We start from the raw sequence: 10,621 nt of genomic DNA on the forward strand, positions 1-10,621 counted from the left end.
GGCCTCCCGCAGCTTGCCGGCGTTCTTGTTCGACAGGTCGATCTCGAAGTCGTTGCCGTCGATCGAGAAAAAGACGGTCTCGTCGGCCTTCGATTTGCCGTCGTAGTCGTCAACCAGAGTTACGGTGACTTTCTTCGCCATGGACTGCCCTTCCACGTGTGACGTGCTCGGGGCAGCGGGCGGTACCCGCATTCCACCCCCGACTTCAGCGACATTACAGCGCAGAGACGAGTTGACACCCTCCCGCCTATCCACTCACCTTCCAGGTGATCAATACGATGCTCGGCTGCCCGGCCGATATCGGCCGGCGAGCCGCGGTGAAGAGCCATGGACGAAGTCGAAGACACGTTCCCAGAGGCGGCCGCCCTGACCGGGGTCACCGAATCGACAGATGCCTATGTCCTCGATCGGCGGTTCACCCCGAGTTCGATCGGTGCCAGCGTGCCGAACCGCTCGCGCATCCGGCGATACACCAGATGCGGGTCGGCGGCGAATTCCCCTGTGTAGAGCGGAATCCGAGGATCGCCCACGCCTGTCGCAGAGCCGTGCGGGGTCGGGGGGAAGAAGCGGCATGGTCCGATGACGAGGTGGTCGATGTAGGCACTTCCTGGAATCGGGCAAACGATGTGAAGAGGGACGATCGGCGAACGTCGTACGGCAGTTCGCCGAAGCACATTCCGGCACAGACTGATGTGATAGCACATCGGCGGCCCCGACAGACGTGCCGTGCTGCTGTGGTGGGCCAGCGGCCGACCGTCAGGTTTCAGCGAGGCGGAGCGTCTTTCGGGGGGGCAGGACGACCACGTCGTCGCCGTGGGAGGTGACGCCGACCGAGCCTTGTGTCGGGATCTCGGAAGGTACCGGGCCGCGGCCGAAACCGGCGTGGTATGCGTAGAAGCCCCACACCACGCTGATAGACAGTGGTTGATCGTGCGTGGCGCGCAACCGGCTTTCAGCGATGGCTTGCCGATACGGGCGTTCACGCAACCCGGCGGTGCAGCCGCCGTGGCGCGCCGGCGCCGTTGTGGATTGGTCGCATCCAGCCCACCACCAGCGCGGTCTCGGCCTCGCTCACGTGGGCCCAGTCGAGGTCCAACCGCCACAGCAGACGGAACCACCACAGCAGGTCATAGCCATAGCTCTTACCGGTCAGCGGGCTGGCATCGCTCAGCGCCAGGTCGCGAAAGTAACTTTCGATCGGCTCGAGCGAGGCGCCGTGTCCGTCGCACACCAGAAACGGGGGAAGCTTGCCCGGCCCGGCGACCACCGAGCCGACCGTGGGGAGCTTCGCAAACCGTTCATCAGTGAGTTCCGCAGATCGTTGTCCACACCAACTCCTTCGTTCCCGTGGAGGACTTGGTCGTGCAGTCAACAGACAAGACGGTTTTCCGGCGCAGTGTGGAGGCTGTGGTGATCGGGTTTCTTGGCCTGGCCGGTGACTTCCAGATGGTGGGGTCGCTGCTGCTGGCCGGCCACCGCCCGGACGGGTTGCTGCGGTATATCGGGTCTGCGGGAACGGGTTTCACCGATCGAGCTCGTCGTGTCTGTTCTCGGCGGTGCAGCAGTTGCAGGTGCTGGATCCGCCGTCGGCGGCCTCGGTGCCGCGCGAGGTCTCCGGGGCTGCGCGGTGGGTGGTGCCGGTCATCGTGGCCGACATCGAGTGTCGGGAGGTCAGCACCGAGGGGCTGCTGCGGCATCCCTCGTTTCGTGGGGTGCGGGCCGATCGTGACGCTGCCCAGTCGACGGTCCCTCAGCCGTATCCGGTCGCATGACTATCGGGTCGGGTCGCGGGTAGGATCGCAGGTATGACTCGTCGGACTACGAAGGTTTCGCTGTCGCTGGAGTCCAGCGCGTGGGAGATCGCCGAACGTGAGGCTGGTCTGGCCGGGATGTCGCCCTCGGCATGGATCTCGAAAGCCTGCCGTGACAAGGCGATTCGCGACTTCCGGCCGGTGAGCAAGCCGGTCGCCGAGGCGGACGCCGCCGCCGAGTACGAGGCCGAGCAGGCCGCTGCCGATGCTGCTGAGGCTGCGCGCCGCCACAAGGGCGCTGCGTGAGGCACGGGGATATCCACTATTACGGACAACCCGGTGCGGCACTGACGAAGATCGTGCTGCTGGCCTCCAACCAGGCGGTGCTCGACAGCGAGCGGCCCTGGTTCATGGGCCTGGACCTGCTCGAAGAAGGTGACGGTGACCTGCTGACCGTGCCGATCCCCGAGCACGGGTGGGTTAATACGGCCGCGACGCATCGGCTGTATCGTCAATGGGTGGGTGAGCGGATCGCCAGCACCGACCCAGAGACGATGGAGAGGGTCGAGGAGGCGCTGCGCGCGTCGCTGGACCTGTAGCGCGGTGAACGTTTCGTCCGGTCTGTAACTCGTTGTCCGGCAACCCTTCACGGGGTCGCGGTGATTGCGGCGGGTCGTTCGCAAGTGCGCGGCATACCGGCGGGGTGGAGCAGAAGCAGCTGGATCGGATCACGCGGTATGTGATCGGTCGACGGCAGCTGACCGACTGGCCGTTGGCAGCCTTCACCCTTGTGTTGGTGGAACGGTCCGGGGTTCTGCCGACTCTGCCGGGCACCATTGCCGCATCTCGAGGAAGCCCTGGCCATTTCCCGTCGGGAGTCGAAATTCCAGCAGGCCAAGCTGTGTACGGCCGGTCAGTGACCGGATGACCTGCGGGCAATGACGGCGATGCGTTGGCACGTCCGGTTCATGCCGGCGCGAATACCACAAACTAGCTCAGGTTCGCCGTGCAGCTGGTGACGGTGAAAGCGTTGCTGGCGGGCGCGGTGGAGTGGCTGCGGGAGCGTAATGCGCGTTAGTCTGCGCTTTCGCCATGCGCTCGGGTGCTAGTGACCGCCAGAAGGTTTGGTCATTGGCGTGGCGCAGACGGTGCGAGGAGCAGCGGCTGCGGCAAGGGCTCCGAGGTGTAACAGGCATGGACGCGTTCGAGTTCCCGTCTTTGTACCGTGGCCCAGTCCCAATCCTCGCCGATGGGTTGGTAGCCGAGCTGGGTGGCAATCTGCTCAAAGATTTTGTCGGGCTCGCCACTTGGTGTGAGGATCAGCGCGGCGAGAAGAGGCGAGCCGATCTCGAGGTCCGCACGCCCGATCGTGAGCAGTAGTCGAGCCAGCTCGGGTGCGGAGACGGCCAACTGCGCGGTGAGCTCATTTCTCGCCAGAGTACGGTGCTCGGAGGCGACCGCTTGCAGAAGCGCCTCCAATCGGTTGGCCATTCGGTGCGGAGACGGCCGAGGTGCGCGGGAGTCGACAGGAGCGGGCTGAACCTGGGCAGGGGCGGGTGCAGGCGCGCTGAGCGGTGTTGGTGTCTGGGGCTTCGGCGGTACAGCTGGTGGTGCGCTGACGCTGTCCAGCGTTGTGAGCCAGACACGGATATCAGCGAGGCGGTATCTCAATCCTTTTGCAACATTGGCTGATTCAAACGCAGTCAGCAGTTTGGCGTTCTGCTTCAACAGATCGCGAGCAGAGTCAGGGTCGTTCTGTAGTTGTGCACGTTCGAGGCTGACGACTATGTTGCCGACGCGACCGATGTCGCTGTCGCGCAATCCGTTGCTCGATCGGTCCTGCGTTTCCGACGCACGTTCGGCCGCCTTGGACTTTGCTTCCGATGGCGACGCCCGTTTCACGACCACAGGCTTGGCGAGCTCTACGGGTGCTGCACGCCCACCGCTGACCCAGATCTTGACGGAGGTCAGCCGCGCGCTCATGTGGGCGAGGCGGGAACGCTTGACCAGCTGGAGTTCTTCGCGATATCGATGCAGCACCACCCTCGCGGCGTCACGATCGTCTCGCGCCATCGCGGCGAGGAGATCGTCGAGGACCGGCTGCATCAGCGGCTCAAGTTCGGCGTCGGGCAGTGGCGTGTCCGCTGCCGTCGGCGCGGTGGCGAGCATCGTAAACGCGGTGAGGTGCAAGGCCTTCTGCTCTTGCAGCGCGGGCCCGGTCACGATGCCGTTCGCGTCGATGTTGCACTGTTCCAACGGAATCCAGGATGTCTCCGTGACGTCTCCGTCCATGCGGACGAGAACGTCGCGGGTGCGGCCACGGGTCAGCTCGGGCAGATCCCGCCAAGCGATCCCGGTCTTGGCCTTGTACAACATCGCGTTCACCAGCAGCCGGTCATCCACGCGCGGACGCCCCTTGGCACCCGACACCGGCAACACTGCCTCAACGACCCGCCACTGCTCCTCGGTCAACTCATGCCGCCGCACCATGACCACATATCACAGCATCAATGCAGGTCCACCACACCAGCTTTGAGGACAGGCCCTAGCGCCGCCCGACCACCACCGGAAGTGCGCCAGAGCCACACGAACGCGGTCCACCTCCAGCGCAACGAAAGTGGTGCGAGACCGGGTTGTCCGGTCCCGCACTGCGCATGTCGCAACGACACCGACGACTACCGCGGTGTTTCAGAGCGGCGTCGCCGTCGCTCCCACCCGTCCTCGATCGACCTTGTCGAAGAACTGCTGTGAGCGCCCTTCCACCGTCGTGTTGCCACCGCAGAGGGCATATCCCCACATGGCCTCGACGCGCAGCTGGTCGTGGAGCGGTCGGCCGATGATCTCGAGCGTCGTCTCCTTCGCCGATTCGATCGCGGCCTGGTCGCACCGCAGGATGCGCGCGACCAAAGCGGCCGTTTCCTCCTCGAGCGTGTCGTGCGGCACCACCCGCGAGACCATGTTCGCGGTGAACGCGCGTTCCGCGGAGATGGGTTCGCCGGTCAGCAACAGCTCCAACGCGATACCGACACCGCAGGTGTTGACCAGCCGGACGATGCCGCCATCTGCCGGGTGCATCCCCCGGCGCACCTCGAAGGTCCCGAATTGGGCGCGGTCGGAAGCGATTCGGATGTCACAGGCCATGGCGAGCTCGACGCCGTGCCCGACACACCACCCGTTGATCGCGGCGACGATCGGCTTGTTGATCCGCGCGAGCGGACCGCGGGTGATGCCGCTGAGCCCATCCTCGATCCGCTCCCGCCCGACCATGGGGCCGACGGTCTGCCATTCCGGCGCATGGGTGCGCAGGTCGGCGCCCGCGGTGAACGCGTCGCCGGTGCCGGTGATGACGGCGACCCGCATCTCGGGGTCGTCGCGGAAGTCACGCCAGATATCGCACAGCAGCTCGTGTGTCTCGATGTCGATCGCGTTCTTCACCTCCGGCCGATTGAGTGTGATGTACGCGACCTGATCGCGCTTGTCGTACAGAACTTTCGGGGCCATGGCCGCCTCTCGATGTCGGTGGAAGTCAGGAATTGGTCCGGCCGGCCAGAATGTCCGGCAGGGTGGAACGGTGGAATCCGTCGAACGGCTCGTTGCGCTCGGCCGGGGCGAGGTCCCACCAGCCGGGCTTGGCATTCGGCGCGCCACCGTCGATCCGGAGGCAGGTGCCGGTGATGAAATTCGCGGCCGGGGAGAGCATGAACACGATCGCCGCCGACACCTCGGATTCCGTCCCGAAACGCTGCAGCGGGATCTCCCGGGCCACCTTCTTCTGGATGAACTCGGTGTCCTTCGGGTCATAGGTGTCCAAGCCGCTCGACGCGATGGAGCCCGGAGCGACCGTATTCACGCGAACTCCACTAGCCGCCCATTCGGTCGCGGCCGATTCGCTAAGCGTCAGCATTCCACCGCGCGACGCGGCGGAATGCGAGAAGTGCGGCCAACCGTGCCAGATGTCGGCGATCATGTTCACGATCGCGCCGCCGTTCTCCTTCATCCAGCGGTTGTAGACCTCCCGCATGACAATGAAACCGCCCGTGAGGTTGTTCCGCACGACGGCCTCGAAGCCTTTCGTGGTGATCGATTCGAGCGGTGAACGGTATTGTCCGCCGGCGTTGTTGAACAATCCGTCGATCCGGCCGTGCTCGGCCAGAATCTCTTCGATCACCGCGATGATGGCGGGCTCGTCGCGGATATCGGCGGCATGGGTGCTGACAAGACCGCCATCGGCTTCGATCTCTCCCCGGACCCGGGCGAGTTTGTCCGGATCGCGGCCGATGATCGCCACCCGCGCGCCGAGAGCGGCCAACTCGTGCGCGGTGCAACGGCCGATGCCGCTGCCGCCACCGGTGATCACGACGGTGCGTCCGTCGAACAGGCCCGGGGTGAAGACCGACTGATAACGCATATGCGACTCCTTCGAGGCTTTCGTGCGGTCGCCGCTCATTTCGGCTGACCGTCTTGCTGGATGAGGCGCTCGCGGAGGATGGCCTTCTGGATTTTCCCGCTCGCCGTCGCCGGCAACAGGGAGGTGAAGCGGATATCCTTCGGCACCTTGTAACCGGCGATGAGACTGCGGCAATGTGCGATGAGATCCTCGGCGGCAGTGGGGGAATCGTCCGTCTCGAGCACCACGAACGCGACGATCCGCTCACCCCATTTCGCATCGGGCGCACCGATGACCGCGGCGGAGCGCACCGCAGGGTGACGCAGCAGCGCGCGTTCCACTTCGGCCGAATAGACGTTCTCACCGCCCGTGACGATCATGTCCTTGAGCCGGTCCACCAGGTAGAGGTTCCCGTCCAGGCCCCTTCTGCCCAGATCACCGGTGCGGTACCAGCCGGCGACCAGGGCGGATGCCGTGGCATCGGGACGATTCCAGTATCCGGCGAACATCCAGGGTGAGCGGACGAGCACTTCGCCGATCTCGCTGTCGGGTCTTTCCTCCCCGAAAGGGTCCACGATCTTGATCTCGACCAAGGGCAGCGGACTGCCACACGAGGTCAGCAACTGCGGATTGTCCGGATCGTGCTGTTCCGGCCGGAGCAGCGTGATGATGTACGTCTCGGTGGTTCCGTAGAACTGCATGAGATCGCAGTCGAACACCTCGATGGCGCGGCGCAGAGTAGCGGGATTGATCGGGGACCCCGCATACAACATCCGCCGCAGGCTTGAGAAATCGTAGTTGGCGGTAGCGGGGTCGTCGAGGAGCAACTGCATGGCGGTCGGAACCAGGCAGGTGACCGTGGGCCGGTGTTCGGTCACGGCAGCGAGGAAAGCCTTCGGATCGAACGCGGGCAAGATCGCCAGTGTCCCACCGTGATACAGCGCCGGAATGGAGACCCAACTGCCTGCCAGATGGAAGTTCGGCATCACCATGAGCGTGACATCGTCCGAACTCCACTTCTCGGCCTGCTCCAGAGACGACGCGAGGAACCAGTGCTGGAACGCGCGGTGGGTTATCGGCACCCCTTTGGGCTGCGCTGTCGTCCCCGACGTGTAGCAGAGCATCGCGATGTCACCGTCGGCGATCGAGGCTCTCGAAACATCGGTCGCGCCATGATCGTCGAGCCAGGTATCCAGAGCGCTGTCCGTTCCGGCATCGACCACGACCACGTTCCGAATGCCGTCGACGCGTTGGTGAACGTGCTCGGCGACATCCGCGAATTCGGCGTCGGCGAACAGCAGCGGAGTCTGCGCATCCTCCGTCAGTTCGATGAGTTCGTCGACGGTGCAACGCCAATTGAATGGCGCGAGACCGCATCCCGCCTTGTTGGCGCCGAACCAGATCTCGAAGAACGCGATGGAGTTCTTGCCCAGGTATCCGATATATGACCCGGGCGCGATGCCACTCGCGGTGATCGCGTCGGCGATGGTGTTGGACCGCGCTTCGAGTTCCGCGTAGGTTCTGGATCGGCCCGCCGCTGCCAGCGCGATCTTGTCAGGTGCGTGCTGCGCCCAGTACGACGCGATGTCCGGGATGGTGTGTATTTCCTGGTGACGCCACATGGCATTCTTCCGATTCATTGGATTTCAGCTCACCGCGCGACCGCGTCGCGGCCGATCTTTTCGCGCGCGATCACCATCTTCATGATCTGTGCCGTGCCGTCGCCGATCTGCAGGCCGAGCACGTCACGCAGGCGCTGCTCGTACGGCAGCTCGGCGCTGTACCCGGCGTGGCCATTGATCAGCAGGCAGGTCTGCACCACCTCGAACGCCAGTTTCGGGCCCCACCATTTGCACATCGCCGCCTGGGCGGTGTGCGACAGGCCCTGATCCTTGCGCCACAGGGTTTCCAAGCACATCAGGCGGCAGGCGTGGATGTGTGTCTCGGCTTCGGCGAGCGGGAAGGAGACGCCCTGATGTGCGGTGAGCGTTTTGCCGAAGCTCTGGCGCTGCGCCGCCGCGGCCCAGGTTTCCTCGAGGGATTGCCGCGCGACCGCCAGGCATTGCAGGCCGATCAGTGCGCGACTGTAATCGAATCCCTGCATGACCTGCACGAAGCCTTGGTGCTCCGCGCCGATCAGATGGTCGGCGGGCACCGTCACCCCGTCCAGGTGGACCCATCCGCGGCCGGCCGCGCGACCACCGATGTCCTCGAATTCGCCGGTGGTGACTCCGGACAGGGACAGCGGAACCAGGAACGCGCTGATGCCACGTGCGCCGCTGCCCGGCTGTCCGGTTCGAGCCCACACCACCGCGACCTCCGCCTGCGTCGCGAAGCTGATGGAAGTCTTCTCCCCGTCGAGAATGTAGGAGTCACCCACCCGACGAGCGCGAACAACAAGGCTCGCCGCGTCCGAACCGCCCCGCGGCTCGGTGAGCGCGATAGCCGGAATCGTTTCTCCGGCAAGGACTTTCCGCAGCCACGGCCCGACTACCTCGGGGTCACCGTGGCGGTCCAGAATCGTCGCCGCGAGGGACACGGTCACCATGAGCTGACCGATGTTGTAATCGGCGGCGCACAGCTCCTCGAGCACCAGACCGGCGGTCACGCAGTCGAGTCCGAGTCCGCCCGAGCTCTCCGGCATCGAGACGCCGAAGAAGCCCAGCTTCCCCATATCGCGCAGAGTCGCCCGGTCCAGTGCGCCTTCGCGTTCGCGCTGCTTGTAATACGGCGCCAGCCGCTGCCTGCCGAAATCGCGGGCAACCGCGGTCAACTCGTCCTGCTCAGCGGTGGTGGCGAAATTCATCGGCCCCGGCATGGGCAACTCCTGTCGAACATCGAACAGCTCTCGATTCCGCTCGTCTGGGCCTCCCATCATCGAGAGTCCGTCACAGACCTGCATCAGGTGATGCAAGACTGTAGCCTATTGGACCTACCATGACAATGGTCGGACCTAAGTTAGATTTCCGGAGGTGTACCGTCGCTACCGTGTCATCCCGCCATCTCCCCGCCATCCAGCCGCTCACCGCACGGTCGGTCGCCATCAGCACGCTGCTGGGCTATCACCCTCCGGCGCTCCCGGCTCAGGCTCTGATCAAGGTCGGCGAGCTGTTCGGGATCGCGGAACGGACCACGCGTGTTGCACTGACTCGGATGGCGGCCGACGGCGACGTGACGGTCGACAACGGCATCTGTCGCCTGACGGAACGACTCGTCCGCCGCCAGGCACAGCAGGAGCAGGCGTGCTCACCCATCCCGAAGGAGTGGAACGGGAACTGGGAGGTCGCGGTGGTCACCACCACCGCCCGTCCCTTGGCCGAACGAGTTTCCCTGCGCAAGAGCATGCTCGGCGCGCGTTTCGCGGAACTGCGTGAAGGCGTATGGACTCGTCCGGCGAACCTGCTCCAGCACATCGACCGGATCGCTACCGAACAGTGCCTGTTCTTCGAGGGCCGGTACCGCAACGACGCGGAGCTGGCCGCCGAACTCTGGGATCTGTCGGCCTGGGCCGCGGAGAGCCGCAGACTCTGCGTCGAACTGGAGGCCGCCGACTCGCTGGTCTCCGGCTTCATGGCCAATGCCGAGGTATTCCGGCAGCTGCTGCTCGATCCGTGCCTGCCGCCCGAGCTGCTGCCCGCGGATTGGCCCGGTGACGAACTGCGGCAACGTTTCTCCGAGTTCAACAGGGCCTACGCGCAACGCCTGCGCGAATACAGCCAGGGCTGAACCACCAAAGTTAGGAACCATCGAAAGTGGACACGAGACAGGCGACAACGCGCATCGGCGTCGTTCGCGAGAGCGATCCGGGTGAACGTCGAGTCGCCTTGGTACCGAAGATCATTCCGAGCTTGCTCCGGCATGGGACCGAGGTGATCATCGAACCCGACGTCGGACTCGACGCGCGCATCGCGGATAACGCCTACCTAGCAGCGGGTGCGACACTGGGCGACCCGTGGACCGCGGATGTGGTCGTGAAGGTCGCCGCGCCGAACGACAGCGAGATCGCCAAGCTGTCGTCGGGGCAGACGCTGATCGGGTTCCTCGCACCTCGCAACGCCGACAACAAGATCGGTGCGCTGAAGAGCGCGGGCGTGCAGGCCTTTGCGGTGGAAGCCATTCCGCGTATCTCCCGCGCCCAGGTGATGGACGCGCTCTCCTCGCAGGCGAATGTCGCCGGCTACAAGGCCGTGCTGCTGGCCGCGTCGGAGTCCACCCGCTTCTTCCCCATGCTGACCACCGCCGCGGGCACCGTGAAGCCCGCCACCGTGCTGGTCCTCGGCGTGGGTGTCGCCGGTCTGCAGGCTTTGGCGACCGCCAAGCGTCTCGGCGGCCGGACCACCGGTTACGACGTCCGCCCCGAGGTCGCCGACCAGGTGCGCTCGGTCGGCGCGCAGTGGCTGGACCTGGGCATCGACGCCGCCGGTGAGGGCGGTTACGCCCGCGAGCTCACCGACGAGGAGAAGGCCCAGCAGCAGCAGGCCCT

10 protein-coding genes and 2 pseudogenes are annotated in these 10,621 nt (G+C 65.2%); 5 read left to right on the top strand and 7 right to left on the bottom strand.

Going from position 1 to position 10,621, the window contains the following annotated elements; genetic code table 11:
* The coding region (locus tag ABZV44_RS45255) for a histone-like nucleoid-structuring protein Lsr2 (RefSeq protein ID WP_354851533.1) at positions 1–141 on the bottom strand (141 nt) is incomplete at its 3' end.
* Positions 142–979: 838 nt separating this feature from the next.
* Positions 980–1,267 (bottom strand): hypothetical protein, encoded by a 288-nt coding sequence (locus ABZV44_RS45260; RefSeq protein ID WP_354851516.1) that lies wholly within the window; start codon positions 1,265–1,267, stop codon positions 980–982.
* A gap of 253 nt (positions 1,268–1,520) precedes the next feature.
* On the opposite strand from ABZV44_RS45260, the pseudogene ABZV44_RS45265 reads away from it, so the two are divergent.
* From ABZV44_RS45265 to ABZV44_RS45275, 3 genes and pseudogenes are all read left to right on the top strand, one after another.
* Positions 1,521–1,772: pseudogene (locus ABZV44_RS45265) on the top strand (hypothetical protein); the annotation flags it as partial.
* A gap of 33 nt (positions 1,773–1,805) precedes the next feature.
* Positions 1,806–2,057, top strand: a complete 252-nt coding sequence (locus tag ABZV44_RS45270) for a hypothetical protein (RefSeq protein ID WP_354851518.1) — start codon at positions 1,806–1,808, stop codon at positions 2,055–2,057.
* Entirely contained in the window at positions 2,054–2,350 is a 297-nt protein-coding gene (locus tag ABZV44_RS45275; RefSeq protein WP_354851520.1) for a hypothetical protein, read from the top strand. Before ABZV44_RS45270 ends, ABZV44_RS45275 begins: the two co-directional genes overlap by 4 nt.
* A gap of 529 nt (positions 2,351–2,879) precedes the next feature.
* Here ABZV44_RS45275 and ABZV44_RS45280 read toward each other — a convergent pair.
* The 5 genes from ABZV44_RS45280 to ABZV44_RS45300 form a co-directional block, all read right to left on the bottom strand.
* Complete coding sequence (locus tag ABZV44_RS45280; RefSeq protein WP_354851535.1) at positions 2,880–4,241, bottom strand: transposase; 1,362 nt, start codon at positions 4,239–4,241, stop codon at positions 2,880–2,882.
* A 198-nt stretch (positions 4,242–4,439) separates the two neighbouring features.
* Positions 4,440–5,252, bottom strand: coding sequence for an enoyl-CoA hydratase/isomerase family protein (locus tag ABZV44_RS45285; protein ID WP_354851522.1), 813 nt, complete (start codon positions 5,250–5,252; stop codon positions 4,440–4,442).
* Positions 5,253–5,277: 25 nt separating this feature from the next.
* Positions 5,278–6,198: an SDR family oxidoreductase gene (locus tag ABZV44_RS45290; protein WP_354851538.1), complete on the bottom strand. Its 921-nt coding sequence runs from the start codon at positions 6,196–6,198 to the stop codon at positions 5,278–5,280.
* The gene (locus tag ABZV44_RS45295) at positions 6,195–7,778 is read right to left on the bottom strand and encodes a long-chain-fatty-acid--CoA ligase (RefSeq protein WP_354851525.1); all 1,584 of its coding nucleotides are present in this window, start codon (positions 7,776–7,778) and stop codon (positions 6,195–6,197) included. Before ABZV44_RS45295 ends, ABZV44_RS45290 begins: the two co-directional genes overlap by 4 nt.
* 11 nt (positions 7,779–7,789) lie before the next feature.
* A complete protein-coding gene (locus ABZV44_RS45300) occupies positions 7,790–8,956 on the bottom strand; it encodes an acyl-CoA dehydrogenase family protein (protein WP_354851528.1) in 1,167 nt (388 codons plus the stop codon).
* A 170-nt stretch (positions 8,957–9,126) separates the two neighbouring features.
* On the opposite strand from ABZV44_RS45300, the gene ABZV44_RS45305 reads away from it, so the two are divergent.
* Together ABZV44_RS45305 and ABZV44_RS45310 are read left to right on the top strand one after the other, a co-directional pair.
* Entirely contained in the window at positions 9,127–9,864 is a 738-nt protein-coding gene (locus ABZV44_RS45305) for a PaaX family transcriptional regulator C-terminal domain-containing protein (protein WP_354851531.1), read from the top strand.
* Between the two features lie 26 nt (positions 9,865–9,890).
* Positions 9,891–10,621 (top strand): annotated as a pseudogene (locus ABZV44_RS45310) (NAD(P)(+) transhydrogenase (Re/Si-specific) subunit alpha); the annotation flags it as partial.

It is taken from the genome of Nocardia sp. NPDC004860, assembly GCF_040609015.1.
Lineage (GTDB): Bacteria > Actinomycetota > Actinomycetes > Mycobacteriales > Mycobacteriaceae > Nocardia.

What these genes read in the sequence shown, in the direction of transcription:
- ABZV44_RS45270 (WP_354851518.1), top strand. Translation starts at nt 1,806, where the DNA reads ATGACTCGTCGGACTACGAAGGTTTCGCTGTCGCTGGAGTCCAGCGCG.
- ABZV44_RS45280 (WP_354851535.1), bottom strand. Translation starts at nt 4,241, where the DNA reads ATGGTGCGGCGGCATGAGTTGACCGAGGAGCAGTGGCGGGTCGTTGAG.
- ABZV44_RS45285 (WP_354851522.1), bottom strand. Translation starts at nt 5,252, where the DNA reads ATGGCCCCGAAAGTTCTGTACGACAAGCGCGATCAGGTCGCGTACATC.
- ABZV44_RS45290 (WP_354851538.1), bottom strand. Translation starts at nt 6,198, where the DNA reads ATGAGCGGCGACCGCACGAAAGCCTCGAAGGAGTCGCATATGCGTTAT.
- ABZV44_RS45295 (WP_354851525.1), bottom strand. Translation starts at nt 7,778, where the DNA reads ATGAATCGGAAGAATGCCATGTGGCGTCACCAGGAAATACACACCATC.
- ABZV44_RS45300 (WP_354851528.1), bottom strand. Translation starts at nt 8,956, where the DNA reads ATGCCGGGGCCGATGAATTTCGCCACCACCGCTGAGCAGGACGAGTTG.